We start from the raw sequence: 24716 nt of genomic DNA, 5'->3' as shown, positions 1-24716 counted from the left end.
GCAAGGATAGCGTATTTTTTGTTTTATGGATAATAAAAAACTAGATTGAAAGAGATTTGTTTTGATCTCTAGTACACCAATTAATCAAAAATAAAATAATTCTTCAAATTTTTTATCTAGCGCTATACAGAGTACTAATGCTAACTTTGCAGTTGGACAAAATTGTCCTGTTTCAATAGAACTAATTGTTTGCCTAGATACTCCTACCATTTCAGCTAATTCTCCCTGTGATATTTTTTTCTCAGCTCTTGCTACTTTCAAACGATTTTGCAGTACTAATTCATCTTTCAATTATCATCCCTCCAGAAAGAAAACTATGGCACTTGCAATTGTACTCATTATTGCTAAAATGCTTGCAATAAGAAATTTTTGTTCTTTCAACTTTTTAAACTTATAAAAACTTGTACTAGCTATATAACCAGAAAAAATTGAAATTAATTCGTAACTTTTAATACCATGCATCAATTTCCAAGAACCAAAAAATAGGACTAAAACAAGTACAGCTATTAAACCGTAACTAGATGAATCTAATTCTATAAGTTCTTTACGTTCATCTCTCCCCATTTTTTTGTATTTTCTTAATATCTCTTCTTTTTGCATGATTTGTAACCACCCCTTATTAATTATATATTTATTGTACAGTTTTATTATCATTACGACAAGTTAACTTGTCATAATGATAATAAAACTTGTCCTCCAGGTGTAGAGAAATACAATTGGCAAAGATATAGAATTTTCATTATGGGGGTAATTAAGAAGCTTAGGTTGATAGCGATGTGGTGCTACCCTATGTCCATCAAGCTAAGATTTTAAAGTACCTCCAGAACGAAACTTTTACCTCTCTACTTGTAATGTTAATAAGGGAATTAGAAGGTAGAAGTAAATCTAAATAAAACAAAAAAGGGATAAGTAGGGAAATATAGAATCTTTATATATGTGGTGTTCTGAATTTTTAGATATTAAATAGAATGGAGGAAGAAAGATGATTCAATTTCCTAGAGAAGATGCCGAACAATTTTTTAGATCATATAGTATGGGTAAGTTTACAGTCAGTGAAGATGAAGGAAGGTTAATTTTTAGTACAAACTTAAATGGGCATTCTAATTTATGGGCGATGGATTTACCAAACTTATCCCCGTATCCGTTAACATATTGTAATCAAGCAAGTAATTTTATTAAAGTGGATTCTTTAAATAGATTTATTTTAGCTGGATTTGATAAAGATGGCGATGAAAATTATCATATTTATGCATTAAAACCAGAGGGTGGCGGATTGCTTGAATTGATTCCAGCAGGAGAGACAGAAAAGGATTATTATGTGCATTTAACAGAGGATGGGGAACGATTATACTATGTCACAAGTAAAGATAACCCAAGGTTCTTCAACTCACGTTGTTATAATATACGTACAAAAGAAGATACGCTTCTGTTAACTGGTGTGGAGACACCTACATATGTGGGGGCAGTGAGTCCGAATGAATCAAGTTACATTGTTTTAAAGTCATATAGTAATACATATAATGTAGGATATGTGAAAAAGGGAGAAGAACTCATTTGTATAGTACCTTCCAGTGAGAAAGAACATACCATAGAGTCCATTTGTTATATTGATGAAAATACAGTGATTTTTGTTACGAATTATGAAGAAGAGTTTTCTTATGTAGCTTCTTTTGATTTAAATAAACAGGAATTCAAACCAATCTGTAAAATAGAGAAGGAAGATATATCCGATATAAAATGGCATACTGAAACAAAAAATGGCTACATTGTTTCGTCGAAAGGTGTTACAGATAGGTTATATAAATTTGTATGGGATACAAAGGAATTAATTCTATTAAATTCTCCGGTAGATACGATACGTCAAATAGAAATTACCAAATCTGAAAATTTATATCTATTAGGTGAAAGTGCGAAGAAAACAGCAAACATCTATTACAAGAAAAATGGAGATACAGAATGGTCAGCATTAACAAAAAACTATGTTATTGGTTTATCTGAATCTTCTTTTGTTGAACCGGATGTTATAACATATGCCTCCTTTGATGGATTAAACATAGAAGCATTATTATTCCGGGCGAAAGGAGAAGTGCAAAACGGATATACAATATTCTGGCCTCATGGTGGTCCACAAAGTGCTGAGACAAAAGATTTCGGGGCATTATTTCAATATTTATTAAGGCAGGGATATAATATTTTTGCACCAAACTTTAGAGGAAGTACAAGATATGGTTCAACATTTACAAAAATGATTGAAGGTGATTGGGGAGAAGCCCCACGCTTAGATTGTGTAGCAGGAATAGAATGGTTATTTGAACAGGGTATATCAACTCCTGATAAATTATTTGTTATGGGTGGTAGTTATGGAGGGTATATGGCCTTATTGCTCTATGGGCGTCATTCAGAGTATTTCCGTGCAGCTATTGATATTTTTGGGCCTAGCAATTTATTTAGTTTTATCGAATCTATGCCTGAAAATTGGAAACCGCTTGCAGTTAATTTAATAGGTGATATTAAGAATGATAAAGATAAGCTTATAAATGATTCACCAATTACATATTTAAATCAAATGAATAAACCACTCCTTATAATTCAGGGGGCAAATGATCCACGAGTTGTAAAGACAGAATCGGATCAAATTTTTCGAGCGCTGCAAGAAAAAGAAGTAGATGTAGAATACCTAGTACTAGACGATGAAGGACATGGATTTTCAAAAAAAGAAAATGAAATATATGTATATCGTCGCATAACAGAATTTTTAGCAAAGCATAAGTGAAATAAATGGCACCTTGGAGGGTATGGCCATCAAGCTAAAATTTTATAGTACCCCCTAGAATGAAAATTTGTGCTAACTTGTAACAAAAAGCTCATTTTTTCGTTTTGGGGTAATTCTGAATTCTTAGGTTGATGGGCATGTGGCGGTACCCCTAACCTAAATGAATATTTTCATATTTACCACCATTCAAGCAAAGGTAGTGGTGGGTATCAGGAGGCTTTTTCGATTCCCAGTACGTTATACCATTCTTTAAAAATTAACCATTATTCCCTAAAGTGGTTAAATATCTTTTACCAATTATATTATCAAGATACACCTCCCCCGGCTTGGCAATGGAAGTATTGGGATGCTTATATTGGTGAAGAGTATGTATGGATCTACAAAACTGAATAACCATTTCTACCATGTTATCATCTTCAACAAAAAAACTCCTGATTAACCAGGAGTTTTTTTTTCTTGCTGCTTTATAAAGTACATCTTTAAAGCTGTTAGAAACGCTTCTTCAATTTTTATCGTACCATATATTTCATTGCCTAGTTTAAGTGGAGATGTTTTGGTAGCCATAATCCATCACCTCTTCTACAATATATGAATCACAAGTGATGGGACTACCCTCTTTATCAAGAATATTTACAAACCATTTCAGGACTAATTTATTCTTCTAAATATAATACTGAATCATTTCAATTGTATGATATAGGATCTTTATTACTTAAACTTCAATCCTGAATATTAAACCAACCTGAAGTATTTACAAGCTTATTCCAAAGTGCTTCTGGAATATCTAACTCCTCCTTTTTGCTAACATATAATGCATCAAAAATAGTTTTCTCTTCACTATTCTGAGTCTTTTCCATCCATTCTGGATCCATAATTAAAGCATGTCCTAATGAAACTAATGAAGTTATCGAAAGTGCTTTTTCGACTTGTTCAGGTGTTTGAAGTGCTCCTACACCCATAACAGGTACTTCATTACCAACCGTTTCTTGAATTAATTGTACACGAGAAACTGTATCTTCTGAGTTACGTAAAGATCCGCCGAAGAAATTCCCAACCGATGCATGGATATAATCTAATTCTTTCGTCGCTAATACTTTTACTAGTTTAATTGTATCATCCATTGTGATACCTGGTTGTTCACGCTCTTCTGGACTAAGACGATATCCTACAATAAATGGTTCTTTCGCATGATTTTTAACAGCTTTTTTCACTGACTCCACTACCGCTAAAGGAAATGCCATACGTTTTTCTACACTGCCACCCCATTTATCTGTTCGTCGGTTTGAATGTGGAGAGAAAAATTGTTGGATTAAAAATGTATTTGCACCATGAATTTCTACGCCATCAAATCCAGCTTCTATTGCACGGCGTGTTGCTTCTCCAAACGCTTTTATCGTCGTTTCAATTTCATCGTTACTCATTTCACGTGGTGTTTCAGCATTTTGTCGTAACGATGGAATTGCACTAGCTGATACAGGCTTCTCACCTTTTAATAATGTAGAGTTTGTCATTCGCCCTGCATGAAAAATTTGTAAAATAGCCTTTGCACCATTCTCTTTAATTGTATTCGCTAATTTTGTTAAGCTAGGAATACGAGCATCAGATTCTACTCCCATCGAATTTTCAAACCCTACTCCAAGTAGTTCTACATGTGCACAAGATGTAATTACTGCACCAATTCCGCCTTTCGCACGGCGAGCATAATATATTAGTTCTTCTTCTGTCAGGTCACCATGTGGTGTAGATGCTGAAGTTGTCATTGGTGCCATGAGAATACGGTTCTTTAATTCTATCCCCGATGGTAATTTGAAAGGTTTAAATATAGATGGATAATTATTATTCATGATGTTATCTCCTTGTAATTGAAATTCTTTCCGAAGTTCAAAGTTGTTATTTCCGGATTGATAATACAAATATTCCATATCCCCGATAAGTGTTTCTCATTATAATACTTGAAAAAGAATGAATTTAAATAAGGTAAAATAAGTAAGGCTTTTAGTTTGTATTCTTTTCATATAGTTAGCTGCTTATTTAAGAAAATAGTGCCAACCTATTAAAAGTTGTACGTTAACTAAGTTTTTAAAGCGTATAATAAGTTTCATATTTCGAGTACGATGGAACAATATGAATCCTAACATAAATTATATTGCGTTGCAAATATAACATTACAATATATGTTTCGGGATTCTCACATACTACATCCTGCTCATAATAAGAAAATAGAGCAAGGATATATTTTGTAGTATAATACCAATAAGACATTTTCAAAAACAGGAGAATTAAAATGAGAAAATTATTTCATCCAGAAACAAACGATATTCGTTTAACAACCGTTTTAGATGCTCTTAGTGATCAAATCAGAATCCAAATCGTTCGGGAAATTGCAAAGATAGGAGAGCAATCATGCGGGAATGTTAATATTCCTATTCCCAAATCTACTCTTTCACATCATTATAAAGTATTGAGGGAATCAGGAATTACCTATACGAGAATAGAGGGCACTCAGCGATTCAATTCCCTTCGTACAGATGACTTGAATAAACGTTTTCCAGGTTTATTAGACGCAATATTACAAGCAGCTGAACCGATTTAGTCCTCTATTTTGGCATATTCTCCTTTTTATTATTTTAAAGAAGACGGAGAATGTGCTTTTATTTTCAGATATATTCCTACACTTTATTTTATACAGTAATCTCCAATGCCTCCGATATTATCTATAAACTTATAATCAATCGAAAGATTGAAAACAAACCTTGTGCGCCATACTTACTTTTACGTTTTACAAAACCTGTCTCTTGTGCGAGTTGTTGAAGAATATGTGGAGATAGATATCGCTGTAACTCTTCAGCGAACAAATGAAACTCATCCTGAATCGATAGATTCATACAAAAACGCCATCCTTTCTGTATATTTCTACAAAAAGAATAACGTTTTCTGTGAATTATGGATATAGATTTATCTGAGGTTGATAATGATGTATGGTGACCCAATAGCCATCAATCTCAGATTTTGAAGTATCTCCAAAACAGTAAAACAATAAGTAATTACGTTTTTTGTGTTTTTAAGTGGTAATTGAATAAATGAGATTATTTTGCAAAAGTATCTGCAACTAAATTGCTAAATTCTCTTAAGTAATAAAGATAATTATCCCCTCCATAATTGTATTTTTTATTATACATTTTTACTACAACCACGTTATATTTAGGAATTACCAAGATAGTCGGGCCTGTGTTCCCAAGTATTTGGAATGAACCTACGGGTACCCTTTCACCCATTTCACTTTTTAAAGTATGGTCATTTTGGACATACCAAAATAGGCCATTTTCAGGGAGCGTTCTGTCTTTATAGATTGGACTTTGTACTTTTGTCGCAATTTCAATTACTTCTTTAGGAACTATTTGCTTTCCATTCATGAATCCTTTCTTTAAATGAAGATATCCCCAATATGCAAACTCTCTTGTAGAAACAAAGAGATTCCCTTCCAACCCACTTGTTGAATGATTGATTGGTAGTATCGCATCCCTACTGGGATCGGTAATTACTTTAACAAGCTCATCGATCTCTATTGTCCTCCAAGCAGTCTCTTTGAAATTAAGAGGCTCAAAAATTCTTTCTTTAAGTAATTGTGTAAAAGGCTTTTTATATAAGTTGTTAATGAGTTGCGTCATCATGATGACCCCCATCCCTTTATACGCCCAACGCTCTCCTGGTTCAAATTCTCTAAAAATTGCTCCATCATTGTCATCGATTCCATGAGAATATGTCACTAAATGTCTTAAAGTGGTATCCCCAAGAACATCCCAATCATATTCATCAAAATAATTTCTTGCGTAATCATCTAAACTTTTAATTTTCCCCTCATAGAGGGCATAAGCAACTGCTAGACCCAGGTAACTTTTACGTGCAGAAGCAACATGGAATTGTGATGATTGCGAGATCTTTTTTGATGAAGCAACATTTGAATGCCTTCCGTTATAATGGTTTACTACAATTTTATCATTATGAATAACTATTAATGCCGAAGCTGTACTATAATTAAGCTCTTTTATTTTATCTACATACGAAATTAAGTGTTTATATTCGTCTGTCATCACTCTTATGCCTCCATATATATTTACAACAAAAAAGCCCCCTTGTATAAGGAGGCACTGCGCTGCAAAAAGAATTACATTTAACAAATGACGCCAACATGGGTTCCTACTGTCCTATGTCACCTAATACTATATACTTATATAAGTTGATTCGACACAAAAAATAATATCCTTCTTTTAATGTGGAATTTATCTTTATTTTTTCTTTTCTATAACTATCAAATAAAATATAAGTGCTAATTTACTTAAGTATATATTTCCTAAAGAACATTTACACTCTCCCTTTAGTAGAGTCAATGAAAAGGATGGTGTTTTTATGGATATTTCACTAGCAAAAGGGTTTCAACTATTCTCTCAGGAATTACACCATCATTTATCTGCTCAGATTCTTCAAAGGTTCGCAAAAGATGTAGGGTTTATTCGTCCTGCGAGTAAATTTAAACAGGGCTGAATAAGATAAAATCGTCAATGCCGTTAAAGAAACCGATAATCTTCAAAAAAACGAGCTAAATTAACATAAATAGCTATCAAGAGATAAAAATTTTGTTTTGGGGGTGCCTCAAAATATTAGCTTGATGGGCATGTGACGGTACCCCCTTCTGTACTTTCTTATCATCGATATCCGGTAACAAAGTCAATTGTCTCTCCAAGTCGGAATCCCCCTATTTCAAATTTTGGTTTTTACATTCACATTAGGTACGTGAAATTTTGACATCTCATTGTTGAATAAGGGAAACATGCATAGCAAGTAGCCATCACCATCCACTCTGCATGGTTCCGTTATCCATTAAGCTTTTAATAATTTACGTTTCTTGTTGGTCATCTTCTCTTTTGCTGCTTCTATGTTATTTGCTACCTTTTTATGGTCCTGATCAAATTGAATCATGCTATCAAACATAACTGGTGCTACTGCTTCATCAATGTATTGCAGGTAATCAACTGGCGCTCGTTCTGTCTGATCTACTAAGTACCCATAAATATCAAAATCTGCTCTTGGTATCGACTTCTTACCTTTTGGCTTTTGCGACATCCTTACATAAGATTGAATAATTGATAGTGGTACCACGAATACTGACTTGTCCTTGCTGAATTCAATTAGGAAGAAACAAATCGCTACCATCTTTTCTGCTTTCTCCGGGCAATCCAATTGGTGCTGTGCAATATTCTTTAAATCAAATCGTCCAGCATTCTCTGTAGATTTCGCTTCAAATGCGATAGCTCGTCCTTTATACACGCCGTCATAGTCTACTGTGCTTTTAGCTTCATAGAATCCATTTAGCACACGGCTACCCTTAATTTTTAACACCTTCACAGGAGTCGGACGCTTGTTTATAAGCGCCACTCCTCCTCTTTGATACATTTCGTTTGCTAGATTGATAAGCATTTCAAATGCCATCCCGCGGTTTCCTTGTCCCATTGTTATTCCTCGCTTCCTATTAAAAAAATTATTCTGTTCAGATTGTGAAAGAATGTTAATATTCTTCATAAAGGAGGTCTACTGATGAAAACTTTATGGAAAAAAGTTTCTTTAATTGCTTTCATAGTAATTGTCCTTTTAATAATTTTATATTTTGGCGGCATGTCACTTTTTTGGAACCAGCCCTAAATAAAACTAAACATTCTGTCAATACTGTATATGACATTAGATTTTCTCCTTGTTCCCCCTTGGAGATGAGCAGTTAGTTTTTGCTAACTGCTCTTATATTTATAACAAAGATAAGATTCTTTAGAATGATTATTCTTTATTTCTCAATATAAGGAGCCTTGGATTTTCATTAACACTCCTGTAGTATATAAACAAAGAGTAAGGTAAGAGTTACTCTTTGCCATTTTAGGAAAGGTTCTGTTGGAGACAACAGGACCTTTTTTCGTAAAGAGACGGTTTTGTTTAATTTTTTACCACTAACCACAAAAAATATCTTATAATCGTTATATAATAAATTAAAGTATTAGGAGTAGATCAAATGCCAGTTACACTAGAACTTATTCTTTTCATTCTTATAGCAATTAGTGCTGTTGGCTATTTAATAAAAGAATTTCAAAAAACTAGGAAAAGAACACTTGGAATTTCCATAGAATTTGCAGTTCTTTTCTGGGCGATACGGATAATAGCGAATATCATAATCTAATTTGTAGATTATAAGTCCCAACCTGAATAAAACTCAATATTCCGTCAATAATATAGATAGGCGATAGCCAGAACTCATTTAATGAAGTCCCTAACCTTTCTCCTTTCCCCCTTGGAGAACCAGCCGAGCAGTTAGTTTTTGCTAACTGCTCTTTTATTTGAAATCAAATAGCGTTTTTGTTCAAAATGACGCCCCATTAATTTGGACGCATTTACCAGTATTTTTACCAAAAAATTCATGATATGGTTATTTAGTCGAGTACGTCATTACTTGACGATTACCCTTAGAAGCCCCGCAGACAATCGGGGTTTCTTTTATTTAAGTAACGATTTTGTTCACTTTTATAGCTTGCTATTCCTCATAGTTTTGTTTTTCTTCTAGGACTTTTATAAAGTTAAAGTGTCCATCGAGATAACAATCATTGATATAACCCCCAAAAATATATTTCATTAACTTCGCTTAAAGTAAAATATTCATTTTTTCATTCACCCAAGTTCATAACATATTCTTTTCCTCTGGTAAAATAATGATTAGGTGCCCCATGCGCATTTTATCCACTGGAAATAACACCTTTTACGTACTTAACTATTAGAAACTTCATTTCTGCTACTTCTGCAATAGCAATTTTGTTCACTTTTTCGATACATTTATGAAACATTCATATGTTATCTTCAGAATGTTCAATCCTTTTTATAAAACCGTGTGAGATATACCAAAACAAGAGTCCCTAGAGCCCTAACTCTAGGGACTCTTGTTTTTAAATAAGGATTTTATTTGACTTCAGTTTCTACATAAGACCGACTAGACACTAACATTTTTATGTAGTACAATTTCTATCAGAAAAATGTTAGGAGATTTATTTATGACTTTTGAAGACAATCGTAAATTAGGAATTCAACAAGGATGTATAGTAATAACAGATCAATCACAATATCTTGTTGTTAAAAAGAATGAAAATTATTCTTTATTAAATATCGCAACTACGGAATGTATAAACTTTGAAGTTTCACTTGAACATCTTGAAGAAATGGTCCAAGTAGATTTAAAAGAAAAAATCCAAGATATCATTCCACCAGAGAATATTAAAATCGTAGCTCAAAACAGAATATAAAATGTATTTTCTAAGAGCACTTTCGATAGTGCTCTTTTTTCATAAACAGTTTCAAATAACTATTTTGTTAAATTAATAAAATACAACCGCTTGTCCATTTCACTTTGCTCTATCATTGTATCTACTATTAGTAATACGAATTTTTAGAGGTGAAAATATAATGGACGAGTTTTTATCTTCCGCTGCATTAAATCCGGGTTCAATCGGACCTACACTCCCACCCATGCAACCTTTTCAATTCCCTACAGGTCCCACTGGTTCAACGGGTGCTACTGGTGCTACCGGCAGTAATGGTGATTTTCTATATCCTTTTAACTCCACATTTACATGGATAGATACCCCACCGGACCCTATAATACCTGGTGACCCAATTCCTTATCGTATTGTGGCGAATATAGGAGGATTTAGTGAGACTGTAACATCAGTTCAAGTCGGAAATCGTGGGTTTTCCGCTTTAAAACTTCCCCCTGATCCAATTTAATAAAAAATAGTAATTACTCATCCCACTATGAAAATATAAATATTAAAATCTCTACGTTTAATCAACCGAGCAGTTAGCTTTTGCTAGCTGCTCTTTTATTTTCTTGCTTCAAATTAGTTACCAATTCAACGATATTGTCGTAATAACTCTCTTCAACAAGTAGTACCTTGCCTACACCTTCAAGATACTTCTTCTCCCAAAGCGTTTTATCTTCTCTTATATCCTGTAATTTAATTTAAGACCCTCTTTTCTACAAGATAACTATTTTATTTAAATATTTACCACTATTATTAGTGATATTAGATAATTGCCATATTCCCCTTAAATACTCAATGAATATATTAATAATGAATCAAATAATAGGGGTGAAATTTATGAGCCAATTTAAAAAAGACCCACATATACCATTCCAATGTGCCTTCCCTTTACCTGAAGGACCAAATGGATTACGACAGTTTAAAGTCGGAGTTAACAGCGCTTCACTTCCAAATTTAACAAGTCCAATATTTGTTCCTCTTTCAACAGTAAGCATCACTATTAATAGTCCTAACGATATCATCAGATTCATGGCAACAATACAATCGCAAACTCTTTTCTCATCTGTAAGTTCCACTCCACTTAACGGAACTGTTGTTGGCTTTCGAATTAGACGCATAGCACCAGCTGCAACTATCCAATCTGTTCAAAATACGGATTTTGATGAATTAACTACTACTTTTACAGCTTTTGATAAACCTGGAGTTGGAACCTTTTTCTATGTATTAGAAGGAAACTTGGTACGTAGAACTAATCCTCCTAATACGCTTATTGAAGGTATAGTATCTGTTATCCTCACTGCCGAAGAAATAGCACTTAATTAGCAACCGATAACTCTGATTATCCAAACATGAAGTCCCTCTTAATTTTTCAAAGGGACTTTATTTAAAATGTCTACATACACTTGATCCCAATCAGTAAGGCCATGTTAATCTTTTTAATAGTTCATATATAAATTTCTCTTTTTATGCATGCAGAATTTTAATATCAAATAATGCTTTTGTTCACTTTTTTGGGTTCTGGTGCAAAAATCATTTAATAGAGACATAGAGCCTACACATTCTGTTCAATTCCAGATTATGATGTAATTCCAAACAAGTTATGTACAAATTCAACTTCGTTTTGGATAGACTTCACCTGTCGGTGAAGTTGTCCTTTTTTCATCATATGCATGGCTTCAACACCACTCAATATAGAGGTTGCTGTTTTAAATGACTTGAACCCCAACATAGAACACACGCGTTTCTTAATAAAACGATGATCCTGTTCCACTATATTATTGAGATATCTAACTTGTCTTAGTTGTATGCCTTCAGGCATATGTTTCTCTTCTAATTGAGGTCCATATTGATGAACCCAGCGCATAATCGTTGTGTGAGCAATTGATAATCCTCTTTCCTCCATCATTTCCACCAGGTTACGAAAGCTCAAATTGTACCGTAGGTACCACCTTACTGTTAATAAGATTAGTTCAGGCTGATAATGCTTCTATTTAAACAAATTCTCCTTTTCCATACTGATCACCCACCTTTTATAGAGTAGTACTATCAGTATGTCCAATTTTAAGAGATTTTTTGCACCAAAACCCAATGAATTACAGCAATTACTCACAATTGTATAGAATTCAGCTATATCCTATCCTAACTTTCTATCTGTAAAAAACTTTGCAACAGAATCAACTTTCGCACCTATAAAATAAGTGGGAAGCTTTAGCTATATTGAATTTAGAGTCTATCAATTGTGTACTTGACAACTTGAGTAAAATGAAAAAAACACCTCGATCTTTGGTATAGTGAGATTGCCTAGAAATCACTACCACAGAAGAGGTGCCTTAACAACGATAAATCAAAATAACCAATATCATCAACTACCAAAAGAACTTAATTCTATTTTTTTTGAGCTTGAAATGAATATCCAGCTAAGGATGCAGTCTATCGCCGTTTCCTGCTACTGTTTAGTACGAATACGATTAAAAAAGTAACTCGCCTTACGAAAAAAACCCGCTCCAAAGTTTTGATTGTGCTTATGATTGTAACCGCAGTAAAAAGGTTGAATTGCTGGCACACTATTTTGAAACCTTGGTTAGCTATTCAAACTTTGAAGTATTTACTGTTTTTTAATCAATGAGTAAGGGGCAAAATTCAAAGTATATGGTGGCACTATTTGTACTTCGTCCTGTAATCTTTGCTCATCGAATAAACCTAGAGCTATCACCCATGCCTTCAGTTGAACACCCTGATGACTGAGCTAAGATAAATTATGGATGAAGTGCCCGTGCCATAGCATCAAAATAATTCTGACTGGCACGCTGACTTACTACGGCTTCAGGCACAAATACTTCAAAGCAATGGAAGCAGCCGGGGTAGAGGTGAAATTCAACGTCTACTCCTGCTTGTGCAAGTCGTGTTACATATTCAATGGTTTCATCTCGAAATAAATCGAGTTGACCTACACATGTATAAGTTGGCGGTAGCCCGGCTAAGTTTTCTGCTCTCGAAGGTACAGCATAGGGAGATAGCTCGTTGGAATCTTTCTCCTTGCCCAAGTACATACTCCAAGCCGTCAAATTGTTTGCTCTATTCCATGTTGCGTGGTCTTCTGTAATCTCATAGCTTGATGGTGTTATGTTGCGGTTGTCAAGCATCGGATACAGCGGCATCTGGAATATAATAGACGGACCTCCTTTATCCCGAGCCATTAACGCAAGCGCTGCTGTTAGTCCACCGCCTCCACTTGCACCGGCGATCGCAACTCGATTCACATCAATGCCTAGCGAGTCTGCCTCATTTGTCATCCAAACCAAGCCTGCATAACAATCTTCGATAGCCGCTGGATAAGGATGTTCGGGAGCAAGTCGATAATCGACAGACACAACAACGCATTTAGCAGTCTGAACAAAGCGTTCACACAAAACATCGTCCATATCGGGGTGTCCCATTACGTATCCGCCACCGTGAATCCACAGCATAGCTGGAAGTTTATCAAGATTGTTCTCAACGGGTTCGTAAACTTTAACTAACATCTCGCCGGCAGCGCGAGGAATCATTCGCTTGGTCATGTGTACAAGTTCTGATTTTTCTAAATGTGGATTCGACAAGAGACTTCGACTCGACTCTAAATTCTCCTCTAATTGAAAGCCTGGAAATTGTGAGAAAGCCTGTTTTAATTCTGGTAATACTCGACTGTCAATTTTCATATAAATTCCTCCAGGTAAATAATGAGACTTGATTCAATTCTTATGGAATGATTAACGGAATAGATGTGTCTCCGGTTCTCCTTCAGCTTCCCATTTGGCAATTTCCTCTCGTACACGAGGGGCAACTTCTGTTCCAAGCAATTCTATGGAACGCATGACTTGATCATGTGGCATGGTACTTAATGGTACATACATCATAAAGCGTGTAATCCCTACATGCTTACGAAGATGTATGATTTTTTCGGCGACTGTATCTGGATCACCAACATACAACGCCCCTTCAAAACTTCGTGCAGCATCAAAGCTGGAACGATCATAATAAGGCCAACCCCGCTCTTTGCCAAGTTTATTCATGCCTGCCTGAGTGGACGGGAAAAATGTATCTGCTGCCAATTCCGTATTCTCTCCAACAAATCCAATCGAATGAGATCCCACCTGAAGTTTTGATACATCATGACCAGCGTGAGCCGCCGCTTTCTTATATAGCTGTACAATTCGTGCAAAGTGCATTGGGCTACCACCAATAATCGCCAGCATAAGTGGTAATCCCAGAAAACCGGCACGGATAGCAGACTCCTGATTTCCACCGCTACCAACCCATATCGGTAAAGGATTTTGAACAGGTCTTGGATACACACCTAAATTATTGATTGCTGGTCGATGTCCGCCTTCCCAAGTCACTTTTTCGGACTGACGTATTTTGAGCAGTAGGTCCAAATGTTCTTCAAAAAGTTCTTCATAGTCCTTCAAGTTATAGCCAAACAATGGAAAAGATTCGATAAAGGAACCACGACCCGCCATAATCTCTGCGCGTCCATTTGAAATGCCATCCAGTGTAGAAAAATCCTGAAAAACGCGCACAGGATCAGCTGAAGAAAGCACGGTTACTGCACTCGCAAGCCGTATCTTTTTCGTTTGTGGTGCCGCCGCTGATAGAACCATCGCTGGAGAGGATGCTGCATAATCCTTCCTATGGTGCTCACCAACACCAAACACATCAAGTCCTACTTGATCAGCAAGAACGATTTCTTCAACAACTTCACGCAATCGCTGTGCGTGACTTATCACTTCACCACTATGTACATCTGGTTTCGTTTCTACAAAAGACGTAATACCTATTTCCATTTGTTATCTCTCCTAGTCCAATTAGATTTTAAGTCGAAAAAATTAATCATTTCCTTTATGGTAGTAACGTGTTTCTCATATTGGCTAACACACGTTTATTTCATTAAATCTTAACCCGTCTGGTCATAGCCCAAAAAAGAAGAGCGAAAGCACTGACAGATGCTCCGAGTAAGGAAACCCCTCCCCAGCCAAAGTATGCGTATATTTGAGTCGAAGCAATTGAACCACCAGCACTGCCGATAGAATAAAACACCATATATCCAGCAGTAAGTCGACTCCGTGCTTCTGTATGCAATGGAAGGATCATGGTTTGATTCGTGACATGTATTGCCTGTACGGCCAAATCAAGTAGAACTATCCCTATCACTAATGCGATTAATGACTGCTCTATATAACTGATGAACAACCATGAAATCAATAATAGAGCTAAAGCAATACCTGTCGTTCGTTGTCCGTAACCTTGATCGGCCAATTTCCCTGCCCGTGCCGCAGCTAAGGCTCCAGCCACACCTACAAGACCGAATGCGCCAATTGCACTATGAGATAGAGCAATTGGCGGTGTGCTAAGTGGCAGTACTAATGAAGTCCACAAAATGCTGAAATCAGCAAAAATCAGCATGGCTAGAACGGAGCGAACGCGTAACGTTCGTTCTTGAATAAACAAAGCAAGCACCGATCTAATCAACTGAGGATAGGATAGCGATTTTACCTCGCGCTCAACATTGGGCAACAACTTTAAAAACATAAAAACCATCAAAAGCATGAGCGCAGCAGAAAATAGATATACGGAACGCCACCCCGCAAGATCTGTTAATATACCAGCAAAAGTCCGTGCGAGAAGTATGCCAATGACTATCCCACTTGTTACAACGCCAACGACACGTCCTCGTTCTGTAGGGGAAGCGATGGTCGCTGCAAACGCCACGAGAGTCTGTGTCACAACGGCAAGCAGACCCACCAAAGCCATACCTGCGAAAAGTACCATGCTAGAGAAGGCAGTACCAACTATAACCAGAGCTGTTGTAGATAATAGCATCTGACCAACAATTAGACGTCGCTGGTTTAACAAATCTCCAAGCGGTACGAGTAGTAGTAAGCCCAATCCATAAAAAATCTGTGTAATGGTAATAACAACACCAATAATGGAATGGTCAATACCAAACTCATTAGATAGTTGATCAAGCAACGGCTGTGCAAAGTAAATATTGGCAACAGACATTCCACAGGCAGTCGCAAACAATAATGCCAAAGCATGAGACATGGATGGCTGTTGATTCAAATTAGGTTTTGTTATGGAAGATTTATCACTTATCTTAGTGTAGAGTGGATCATTTTCTAGATTTGTCTCTGTTTTGCACATACCTTAACCTCCAATCATTTTAGATTTTTCATTATAACATACCGTTTGGTACAATATAATTACTGGTAAATATAACTTAATCTTATTCATGATGTCAACGATTTATTTGCACTAAAGTTAATGTTATATTAAATGAATGGAGATTGGTTTGACATAGATAATGGCTAACTATATAATAATTACATACTGTTTGGTAATAAAAACAACAATTGTAATTACCTACACACCTATCCTAAAACAATTAATAAAATTAAAGTTTGAGGAGGAGAATTCTTAATGGCAAGAACCCGCGAATTTGATGAGGATCAAGTTTTAGATTTAGCAATGCAGTTATTTTGGGAGAAGGGCTATGAGGCTACCTCATTAAGTGATCTTACTTCTAGAATGGGCATTCAACGCCCTAGTATTTATTCGGCTTTTGGAGATAAGAAAGAATTGTTTGAAGCCGCACTTCGCAGATATACAATGTCTCGGGCCTCTGATACACGAACTAGGCTTCAAAGTCACTCCTCTGTAAAAGAGGCATTTTCTATTTTCTTTGCCGATGTCGTCAATGAAGAATACGCAGGAGATCTTAGTAAAGGTTGTTTTTGTATCAATACAATGGTTGAACTAGCACCTCATGATGAGCGATTTGAAATTTTGACCAGAGAACATCAAATGTACCTCGCCGTCATTTTTCAGGAGACGATCGAACGTGGAATCCAATCAGGTGAGCTGGAAGTCAACACAGATGCAAAGTCTTTGGCACAGGCACTGATTGTAGCGTTAATCGGCCTAACGGTTATGATGAAATCTCGCCCCCAACGTTCATTTGTCGACAATGTAATAGCAGCGACGCTCACATTACTTAAGTGACATGATTGTATATGAAAGTACGAAAACTATACTTTTATAGGGATACAGCCACATCACCATCAAGTTAAAATTTTATAATGCCCCAAAATGAAAAATTAGAGTCTTTTATAGCAATGAAGTTCATTTTTATCGTTTTTGGGGCAACCTGTTCTGTTAGATTGATGGATATGTGGTACTAACCCATAATAGGCGAATAAAGTTACGTTCAAATTCCGCAAAAGAAACAAATAAATGAAACATAAATTGACCAGTAGCACTTGAACGATCCATTGTAATCTTTTCATAAACACTATAAAAACTAATTCCTCGTTCATTCAATTCATTAACAATCTGAACAAAGATAAGTTTACACGGTTTTTAAACAAAAGACGAAATTCTATAATTTTTGTTCAATATTAACGTGTCCGGAAACATACAATTTTCTGGACATGATAAAGCAATTTAGTTTCCATGCAAAATACTGGCTAACTGAAGTTCTTTGATAACTTGATATATGAGGTTGCAGGAAGAAAATTGAGTGCGAAAACCAAGCCATTCGGTTCCTGCGTAAAATATCAACCGTACCAAAAGAGCGTCCAAGCGTTGGACATCTAGGGATGGAACACCCCGAAGTAACGCTCAGGGAGACGAAAAGTTGCTTTCATTGTGGAACTGAGAATCTCCCACTTCAAGCCTTGCTAAGTGGCGAGTAGTTCACAAAGTATACTAAAGGTATTCCTTGTCTACTTTTCACAGCAATTGATAGTAATTTCTTATTTTGGGGAAATGGATGGTAACTCTTGTATACTTTCCTTCTTGTGATTGAATAGAAATATCATGTCCCAATTTCAAAACCATTTGTTTTGCAAGATACAGTCCCATCCCAGTAGATTTTGTATGGGTTCTTCCAGTAAAACCTGTGAATCCTCTTTCGAATACACGGTGTATATCTTCTTGCTTTATCCCAATGCCTGTATCTTGAATGATCAATCGTTTTTCTTCATTATCTTCCTCAAAACGGAAAAAAACTTCTCCACCTTCATTTACATACTTTAAAGCATTTGCTGTAATTTGGTCTATGATAAATGCAAGCCATTTACTATCGCTTTGTACGAATTTCTGAGCTTCCTCCATATGAAAGTGAATTCGTTTCGAGATAAAGATTTTGGCATATTTCTTTACACTTTGTTTAATGACTTGATCCAGCTGCACATCTGTAATGAAATAGTCTTTAGAAAATGAGTCAATCCGTGAATAGTAAAGAGCCTGTTCCACGTAATTATCAATTTTGTTCAGCTCGTCTTCAAACTTATCTATAAGAAAATCTACTGTTTTTCCCGTACTGTTTTCAATAAGTAAACTACTTGCGGCAATTGGAAGCTTTACCTCGTGAACCCAGGACATAATAAAATCTTGGTGATCCAATTTCTCGTGAATCAACTTTTGAAGTTGCTTAGAATGCTTGTCCCGTACTATTTTTATCATTTTGACATATAAAGCTTGTTCATAATTTTGTGGCTCAAGCATTTCTACAGGAAAGTCTTCCTTCTGATTCTCAATTAAATCATTTAGTTCTAGGTAAAAAGACCTCCGGTAATAATATCCAATAGTAATATACAGACTTACGGAGAGAAAACAAATAACGTGAGTATAGAGCAGATTTTGAATAACGAGATGCCGACTATCGTTTACAACCATAATTAATGAAACAAACAACATTAATATGAAGTACAGTATGAAAAAGAATCGTTTATCTTTTATATATTGAAAAAAACTCATAAAATAATATACCCGTATCCTTTCTTAGTGGTAATGAAACCTTCTTTACCGAGGTCAGTAATTTTTTTGCGTATCCGTGCAATGTTAACCGTTAAGGTGTTTTCGTCCACGAATCTTTCATCAGCCCAAAGACTGCGCATTATCTTTGTTCGGCTTACAACTGTCCCTTTATTTTGCATGAGAAGTTTTAAAATAATAAATTCATTTTTAGTTAGCGTGATCTCTTCATTCACATAAGACACATTGTAGGTTTTAAGGTTGAGCACAATTCCATCATGCTCAATAACTTTTAACTCTATGTCTTCTATATACGTATACGTCCTACGCAGGAGTGCATTAACCTTTGCCATTAAAACATCTGTGTGGAACGGTTTATTAATAAAATCATCCCCACCCATATTCATCGCCATTACCATATCCATTGGTGTATTACGAGACGAAAGAAAAATAATCGGTGCTTTTGAAGTTTCTCTAATTTTATTACACCAGTAAAATCCATCAAATGATGGTAAATTAATGTCCATTAGTACAAGATGAGGACTATTTTTAAAAAACACTGATAATACTTGGTCAAAATCTTCTACCTTTACTGTAGTAAATCCCCATTTTTCTATTGTCTCTCCCAACATATCTCGAATCGTTTTTTCGTCTTCTACAATCATAATTTTCATGGTTATTCCCCCAAAATCTTATATTAAAGATAATTTGTGTTATATGTTACGCGCTCATACTTCTGCATTAAATTACGATAGCATAATCGTCTATATCACATTATAGTGGAAAAGATAACGAAAAAAGGGATATTTATTGTAAGGTGACAAAACTGTAAGGTTAACCTACACAACTGTAAGGTTATCGAAGGGTTACATCATATAGAATAAAACCTGTAAGAAAAAAATAACTTCTTTGATGGAGGAATTATATATATGAAATCAATAGTAGACGCAAAACAAATCAAAAAAATGTATGGAACAAAAGGAAATACATTTACTGCATTACATGATATTGATTTAACTGTTCGCGAAGGTGAGTTTGTTGGAATTATGGGACCTTCAGGTGCCGGAAAGTCCACACTTTTAAATATTTTGGCGACCATAGATCAGCCAACGTCCGGTGAGATCTTAATTGATGGGACAAGCATACTAAACATGAAAGAAGAACAATTATCCGCATTCAGGCGAGATAAACTCGGTTTCATTTTTCAAGATTACAATTTATTAGATACGTTAACAGTGAAAGATAATATTTTGTTGCCACTTGCACTAGCAAAAATGGATGTGCAAGAAATAGAAAACAGAGTTAACGAGATTTCAGAGCGTTTTGGTATTCGTTCCATTTTAGATAAATACCCATATCAAATTTCAGGTGGGCAGAAACAGCGCACAGCTGCTTCGCGTGCGATGGTATCTAAACCCAGCTTAATATTAGCAGACGAGCCGACTGGCGCACTCGATTCAAAATCGGCAGCAGACTTATTGGAGAGCTTGCAAAAATTAAGCCAAGAAGATAAAGCAACCATCCTCATGGTAACACATGATGCATTTGCAGCTAGCTATTGTAAACGCGTGTTATTTATTAAAGATGGCAAGCTGTTTACCGAACTCGTAAAGGGGAATTCTTCCGGCAAAGATTTTTTCAAAAAAATATTAGATGTATTGTCCATTCTTGGAGGTGGTACAAGTGACGTTATTTAGTTTAGCGAAAAAAAATATTAAAGGGAATTTAAACAACTACCTTCTCTACATTTTCTCTATGGTGATTAGTGTCGTGATTTGCTATACTTTCAACTCATTATTGTATACACCAGAAATTAAAAATGCCGTTAATAATATGGCAGGTACAATGTCACAAACCTCTTTTGTTTTAATAGGATTCGTAGCGGTTTTCATCGGATATTCTAATGCATTTTTTACGAAAAAGCGTAAAAAAGAAGTAGGTATGTACTCCCTACTTGGCGTGAGAAAAAAAATCATCGCAAGAATGCTATTTTTTGAAAATGTAATTATCGGGGCTATCACTTTAATATGCGGGCTCGTAATAGGAGTCATTTTATCCAGATTGTTTATCATGTTACTCCTTAAACTCGTCGGTGCTCCGGTCGAAGTAAGTTTTAGCGTTCCTATGGAAGCCATTATGAATACCACTATTACATTTACGGTCATTACAATTTTTACATCCCTTCAATCGTATCTTTTAATTTATCGCTTTAAATTAATTGAATTATTCCAAGCAGAGAAAAAAGGAGAGAAAGTACCAAAATCATCTATCGTTTCTGCCGTAGTTTCGATCATTTTACTCGTAAGTAGTTATTGGCTTATGTTTAACGAGGCAGCAATGCTTTCTATGCCTCTTGTTGCTATTGGAACGTATTTATTATTTCGTTCTTTAACTGTGTATTTACTAAAGCGTGCACAAAAAAATAAACCGAACTACTATAAAGGGATTAACATCATTGGAACATCTCACTTGTTGTATCGTATAAAAGGAAATGCCCTTATGCTTACAGTTATCGCATTACTAATTTCTGTAGCACTACCATATCTTCAAGCTAGTTTCTCTGAATATTCAATCACTGAAAAAGATGCTCATGAAACAGCTCCTTTTAGCTATATTCATCTTTCAAAAGATGAAACATCCGACAATCAAATCAAACGGGTTATTTCAAAAGACAAAGATCATCCGATTACAGCGCAACTAGATATCCCGATTATTCAAGTAAAAGGGAATACTTCAGCACCATTCCAAGATAAAATTGATCTTTCTGTTAATTTGATTTCAGAGAGTGTATTTCATAAAATGAACAATATTCTAAAATTAGGAGATATACCAAATCTTTCTGGTGAGCATGCTATAGCATTTAAGCGATACATTAATCAACCAGCCACTGATTTTATTAATCACCAAGTCAACATTCTGTTACCCGAGAGAAATTATACTTTTAAGCTCAACAAATTAGAAAAAAAATCGATACAACTAACATCTGGTTCTGAGCTTCTTTACATTGTAATTGATAATGAAATGTTTGACAGTGTTGCAAAACAAGTCAGTCCAATCACATATAAAGCTTATAAAGTAGAGGATGAAAAAACAACCAAAGAAACATCTGAGATAGTAATGACACTAGCAGGAAACGATACTCATATGCGTACATTCTACGAAGAGTATAAAAAAATAAAGGCACTTACAGGAATGAAAATCTTTGTAGTTAGCTCTTTAGCATTAGTTTTACTAGTGGCAACAGGAAGTGTTATTTACTTCAAACAGCTAACAGAAGCACATTCAGATAAAAATCGTTATGAAATTTTACGAAAAATCGGTGTAAATAGAAAAGAAGTACGAACTACGATAGCAAAACAAACATTATTTATATTTCTCCTTCCGTTAATTATTGGGATACTAAATGCAGCCATGTTAACAATGTCAGTATCCTTACAATATAGCATGGACATACAGCAAAATATCATTTCATTTATTTATGCTATGACAACGTATGGTGTAATCTACCTTATTTACTACGTGTTAACCATTAATTCCTATAATAGAATTGTGAATAAATAAACATGAACCATCTCTCGAATATCGGGAGATGGTTTAATATATTTAACAAAATAAGATGCATAGTGAACAGTGGGCTAATTAAGATATGTCTAAACGTACAATTTGAACGCATTTTACATTGCTCCAAAATCAATCAGAAATTGTACGGACATTCAAAATTTTTTCTTATCTAATTTTTCTTGTATTACGATCATAGAATTACGAATTTGATTAATTTCACTATTAGTTAATCCATTAAATAATTGATATATTTGTTCATCTGACTGAATATTGATTTTATCTAGCAATTCCTCACCTTTTTTTGTCAAAAAAAGAAAGTTTTTTCTACTATCTATTGCTGAGCTTTTCTTCTTTATTAATTCTTCCCTCTCTAATTTACGTAAAATTCTACTCATATAGCTTCTATCAATATTAAGTTCTTGCACGAGATTATTCGCAAAACAATTAGTTTTTTCACTTATCTCAAATAGTATCCGTGCTTCGGTTAATGAATATTCTGTATCTAGAAATTGATTATTAAATAAATCAAGTACCTTCGTATAAAAACGATTGAATTGTCTAATATCATTAATAAATTCTTTATCCATAGTTCCTCCTTTAGTTGACTTAATCCACATTTAACATTAACATAACTGTATCCTTATAATGTGGACTCAGTCAACATTTAGGGGTACAATTTTCGAAATACTTGGAACTTTCGTGAAGAAACTAATTGAAGGAGAGATCATATGATTATTCGGGAAATTAAAAAAGAAGATAATGTGAAAATTAAAAAAATAATACAAAATTCATTAAAATCACTTGGATTAGCGATTCCTGGAACAGCTTATTTTGATCCTCAACTTAACGATCTTCACCAATATTATACTGATTTAAAACACGGAAAATATTGGATAGTAGAAATGGAAGGAGACGTAGTTGGTGGAATTGGTATAGCGCCGTTTAACGAACCTGAAAAAGTTTGCGAATTACAGAAGTTATACTTAAGTCCCCAAACACAGGGCTTAGGATTTGGAAAGAAGTTAATGGAAAAAGCTTTATCATATGCTGCTAAACATTATACAAAGTGCTACTTAGAAACACAGCATGAATTAAAAACTGCATGTATACTATATGAAAAATTTGGATTTACGCTTTTACATGAGCCATTATCAGGTTCTGATCATTCTGCTATGAATGCGTGGTATATAAAAGATTTAAATTAACAATAAGGAAAATTTTTATTACACCTGATTTACACGGAGATGCTGGTATTGGTATTGGTATTGGTATTGGTATTGGTATTGGTATTGGTATTGGTATTGGTATTGGTATTGGTATTGGTATTGGTATTGCTTCTGATTGCATCAAGAGTATAGGCACGTTATAATAATCTCTAATTACATTCAAAGAGGTGCAAGAAATGAATAAAACTGAACTAACAAAAATGGTAGCAGAAAAAGCAGAACTTACACAAAAAGAGGCAGCAGCAGCAACACAAGCTGTATTAAATGCTATAACAAATGCGCTTGCAAATGAAGAGAAAGTACAGATTCTTGGCTTTGGTACATTTGAAGTGCGTGAAAGATCTGCACGTACAGGACGTAACCCACAAACAGGTGAAGAAATGCAAATCGCTGCTTCAAAGGCACCTGCTTTTAAGGCGGGAAAAGAATTAAAAGAGGCAGTAAAATAATTATACATAGTGAAACAGGACCTGATATATGAATATCAGATCCTGTTTTTTATTTAGTTGATTCTAAAAGAGCGTTACTCATATCCATTCCTCCTTGAACGTAACCTATAACTTGTCATATACTATCTATGCATCTAGATTTTCATTTTTGATCTGAGCAGTTAGCTTTTGCTAGCTGCTCTTTTATGCTAATTCTGAAGTAATTAAAATGGGTATGTTCTCCATTTCCGCAAACTCACATATATATTCTTTTAATTCCTTGCCCTGATTCTCTTCTAAACCTGCCACCGCATTTAAATACTTCCCAAAGGCGAACGCTCTAGAAATCTCATCGACGGGCCCCTCTTTTGCAACTTCTGAAGCTGATTCTTCTGCATAAACTGCATAAGCCTTCTCAACTGATTCCGCCACTACTAACGCCCAATATTCTTGTTTAATAAACTCAAAGTATTTCATATCCATCCCCCTATTCGTCGCAAATATTTTAGTATAAAAGTTTACTTTCAGGTTTATTTAATTCAAGTCCAATATCAAAATGAAAAGCACCTGTGATATACACAAAGTG

Annotated in this window: 26 protein-coding genes and 3 pseudogenes; 13 read left to right on the top strand and 16 right to left on the bottom strand. The window is 35.0% G+C overall.

The window, feature by feature from the left end; all coding sequences use genetic code 11:
- Positions 1-84 precede the first annotated feature (84 nt).
- Together QCI75_RS27790 and QCI75_RS27785 are read right to left on the bottom strand one after the other, a co-directional pair.
- The gene (locus QCI75_RS27790) at positions 85-291 is read right to left on the bottom strand and encodes a helix-turn-helix transcriptional regulator (protein ID WP_000651002.1); all 207 of its coding nucleotides are present in this window, start codon (positions 289-291) and stop codon (positions 85-87) included.
- Between the two features lie 3 nt (positions 292-294).
- Positions 295-600, bottom strand: a complete 306-nt coding sequence (locus QCI75_RS27785; protein ID WP_060489046.1) for a DUF6442 family protein — start codon at positions 598-600, stop codon at positions 295-297.
- 382 nt (positions 601-982) lie between these two features.
- On the opposite strand from QCI75_RS27785, the gene QCI75_RS27780 reads away from it, so the two are divergent.
- Positions 983-2773 (top strand): S9 family peptidase, encoded by a 1791-nt coding sequence (locus QCI75_RS27780; protein WP_353761746.1) that lies wholly within the window; start codon positions 983-985, stop codon positions 2771-2773.
- 435 nt (positions 2774-3208) lie between these two features.
- Here the strand turns inward: QCI75_RS27780 and QCI75_RS27775 are convergent, their stop codons facing one another.
- Positions 3209-3337, bottom strand: a complete 129-nt coding sequence (locus QCI75_RS27775; protein ID WP_353761745.1) for a hypothetical protein — start codon at positions 3335-3337, stop codon at positions 3209-3211.
- A gap of 155 nt (positions 3338-3492) precedes the next feature.
- A complete protein-coding gene (locus QCI75_RS27770) occupies positions 3493-4617 on the bottom strand; it encodes an NADH-dependent flavin oxidoreductase (protein ID WP_353761744.1) in 1125 nt (374 codons plus the stop codon).
- 440 nt (positions 4618-5057) lie between these two features.
- Between QCI75_RS27770 and QCI75_RS27765 the strand changes: the two genes are divergently transcribed.
- Positions 5058-5366: an ArsR/SmtB family transcription factor gene (locus tag QCI75_RS27765; protein ID WP_098911730.1), complete on the top strand. Its 309-nt coding sequence runs from the start codon at positions 5058-5060 to the stop codon at positions 5364-5366.
- Positions 5367-5511: 145 nt separating this feature from the next.
- Here the strand turns inward: QCI75_RS27765 and QCI75_RS27760 are convergent.
- A pseudogene (locus tag QCI75_RS27760) lies at positions 5512-5658 on the bottom strand (IS4 family transposase); the annotation flags it as partial.
- 201 nt (positions 5659-5859) lie between these two features.
- Positions 5860-6864, bottom strand: coding sequence for a serine hydrolase domain-containing protein (locus QCI75_RS27755; protein ID WP_353761968.1), 1005 nt, complete (start codon positions 6862-6864; stop codon positions 5860-5862).
- A 316-nt stretch (positions 6865-7180) separates the two neighbouring features.
- On the opposite strand from QCI75_RS27755, the gene QCI75_RS27750 reads away from it, so the two are divergent.
- Positions 7181-7315: a hypothetical protein gene (locus tag QCI75_RS27750; protein WP_353761743.1), complete on the top strand. Its 135-nt coding sequence runs from the start codon at positions 7181-7183 to the stop codon at positions 7313-7315.
- Positions 7316-7651: 336 nt separating this feature from the next.
- Here the strand turns inward: QCI75_RS27750 and QCI75_RS27745 are convergent, their stop codons facing one another.
- Complete coding sequence (locus QCI75_RS27745; RefSeq protein ID WP_353761742.1) at positions 7652-8281, bottom strand: Holliday junction resolvase RecU; 630 nt, start codon at positions 8279-8281, stop codon at positions 7652-7654.
- A 547-nt stretch (positions 8282-8828) separates the two neighbouring features.
- On the opposite strand from QCI75_RS27745, the gene QCI75_RS27740 reads away from it, so the two are divergent.
- From QCI75_RS27740 to QCI75_RS27725, 4 genes and pseudogenes are all read left to right on the top strand, one after another.
- The gene (locus tag QCI75_RS27740; protein ID WP_353761741.1) at positions 8829-8993 is read left to right on the top strand and encodes a hypothetical protein; all 165 of its coding nucleotides are present in this window, start codon (positions 8829-8831) and stop codon (positions 8991-8993) included.
- 862 nt (positions 8994-9855) lie between these two features.
- Positions 9856-10104 (top strand): hypothetical protein, encoded by a 249-nt coding sequence (locus QCI75_RS27735; RefSeq protein ID WP_097881108.1) that lies wholly within the window; start codon positions 9856-9858, stop codon positions 10102-10104.
- Between the two features lie 160 nt (positions 10105-10264).
- Positions 10265-10399, top strand: a pseudogene (locus QCI75_RS27730) (exosporium leader peptide-containing protein); the annotation flags it as partial.
- Positions 10400-10959: 560 nt separating this feature from the next.
- Positions 10960-11445 carry a hypothetical protein gene (locus QCI75_RS27725; protein WP_151304466.1) on the top strand — a complete coding sequence of 162 codons (486 nt, stop codon included), beginning with the start codon at positions 10960-10962 and terminating at the stop codon, positions 11443-11445.
- A 253-nt stretch (positions 11446-11698) separates the two neighbouring features.
- Here QCI75_RS27725 and QCI75_RS27720 read toward each other — a convergent pair whose 3' ends face one another.
- The 4 genes from QCI75_RS27720 to QCI75_RS27705 form a co-directional block, all read right to left on the bottom strand.
- Complete coding sequence (locus QCI75_RS27720; protein WP_353761967.1) at positions 11699-12088, bottom strand: DDE-type integrase/transposase/recombinase; 390 nt, start codon at positions 12086-12088, stop codon at positions 11699-11701.
- A 790-nt stretch (positions 12089-12878) separates the two neighbouring features.
- Positions 12879-13817, bottom strand: a complete 939-nt coding sequence (locus QCI75_RS27715; RefSeq protein ID WP_353761740.1) for an alpha/beta hydrolase — start codon at positions 13815-13817, stop codon at positions 12879-12881.
- A gap of 51 nt (positions 13818-13868) precedes the next feature.
- A complete protein-coding gene (locus QCI75_RS27710) occupies positions 13869-14942 on the bottom strand; it encodes an LLM class flavin-dependent oxidoreductase (protein WP_353761738.1) in 1074 nt (357 codons plus the stop codon).
- A 103-nt stretch (positions 14943-15045) separates the two neighbouring features.
- On the bottom strand, positions 15046-16302 hold the full coding sequence (locus tag QCI75_RS27705) for an MFS transporter (protein WP_353761737.1): 1257 nt from the start codon (positions 16300-16302) through the stop codon (positions 15046-15048).
- Between the two features lie 276 nt (positions 16303-16578).
- On the opposite strand from QCI75_RS27705, the gene QCI75_RS27700 reads away from it, so the two are divergent.
- Positions 16579-17160, top strand: coding sequence for a TetR/AcrR family transcriptional regulator (locus tag QCI75_RS27700; RefSeq protein WP_353761735.1), 582 nt, complete (start codon positions 16579-16581; stop codon positions 17158-17160).
- A gap of 192 nt (positions 17161-17352) precedes the next feature.
- On the opposite strand, the pseudogene QCI75_RS27695 reads toward QCI75_RS27700, so the two are convergent.
- From QCI75_RS27695 to QCI75_RS27685, 3 genes and pseudogenes are all read right to left on the bottom strand, one after another.
- Positions 17353-17496, bottom strand: a pseudogene (locus QCI75_RS27695) (recombinase family protein); the annotation flags it as partial.
- Positions 17497-17889: 393 nt separating this feature from the next.
- Positions 17890-18918 carry a sensor histidine kinase gene (locus tag QCI75_RS27690; RefSeq protein WP_353761733.1) on the bottom strand — a complete coding sequence of 343 codons (1029 nt, stop codon included), beginning with the start codon at positions 18916-18918 and terminating at the stop codon, positions 17890-17892.
- A complete protein-coding gene (locus tag QCI75_RS27685) occupies positions 18915-19589 on the bottom strand; it encodes a response regulator transcription factor (protein WP_002150747.1) in 675 nt (224 codons plus the stop codon). The genes QCI75_RS27690 and QCI75_RS27685 overlap by 4 nt, the downstream gene beginning before the upstream one ends.
- 255 nt (positions 19590-19844) lie before the next feature.
- Between QCI75_RS27685 and QCI75_RS27680 the strand changes: the two genes are divergently transcribed.
- Positions 19845-20612, top strand: coding sequence for an ABC transporter ATP-binding protein (locus QCI75_RS27680; protein ID WP_353761732.1), 768 nt, complete (start codon positions 19845-19847; stop codon positions 20610-20612).
- Complete coding sequence (locus tag QCI75_RS27675) at positions 20599-22476, top strand: ABC transporter permease (RefSeq protein WP_353761731.1); 1878 nt, start codon at positions 20599-20601, stop codon at positions 22474-22476. Before QCI75_RS27680 ends, QCI75_RS27675 begins: the two co-directional genes overlap by 14 nt.
- 152 nt (positions 22477-22628) lie before the next feature.
- Here QCI75_RS27675 and QCI75_RS27670 read toward each other — a convergent pair whose 3' ends face one another.
- Positions 22629-23063 (bottom strand): MarR family winged helix-turn-helix transcriptional regulator, encoded by a 435-nt coding sequence (locus QCI75_RS27670; protein WP_353761729.1) that lies wholly within the window; start codon positions 23061-23063, stop codon positions 22629-22631.
- Between the two features lie 141 nt (positions 23064-23204).
- On the opposite strand from QCI75_RS27670, the gene QCI75_RS27665 reads away from it, so the two are divergent.
- Genes QCI75_RS27665 through QCI75_RS27655 form a run of 3 tightly spaced genes read left to right on the top strand, consistent with a single transcriptional unit; the run spans position 23205 to position 24151 of the window.
- Complete coding sequence (locus tag QCI75_RS27665; protein ID WP_353761728.1) at positions 23205-23681, top strand: GNAT family N-acetyltransferase; 477 nt, start codon at positions 23205-23207, stop codon at positions 23679-23681.
- Complete coding sequence (locus tag QCI75_RS27660; RefSeq protein ID WP_353761727.1) at positions 23657-23845, top strand: hypothetical protein; 189 nt, start codon at positions 23657-23659, stop codon at positions 23843-23845. The genes QCI75_RS27665 and QCI75_RS27660 overlap by 25 nt, the downstream gene beginning before the upstream one ends.
- A 33-nt stretch (positions 23846-23878) precedes the next feature.
- Entirely contained in the window at positions 23879-24151 is a 273-nt protein-coding gene (locus QCI75_RS27655; RefSeq protein WP_002150757.1) for an HU family DNA-binding protein, read from the top strand.
- 183 nt (positions 24152-24334) lie between these two features.
- Here QCI75_RS27655 and QCI75_RS27650 read toward each other — a convergent pair whose 3' ends face one another.
- Complete coding sequence (locus QCI75_RS27650; protein WP_353761726.1) at positions 24335-24607, bottom strand: hypothetical protein; 273 nt, start codon at positions 24605-24607, stop codon at positions 24335-24337.
- Positions 24608-24716: the final 109 nt, after the last annotated feature.

Source organism: Bacillus cereus group sp. RP43 (assembly GCF_040459645.1).
GTDB lineage: Bacteria > Bacillota > Bacilli > Bacillales > Bacillaceae_G > Bacillus_A > Bacillus_A mycoides_C.
This window is presented reverse-complemented; position numbering and strand designations above follow the sequence as displayed.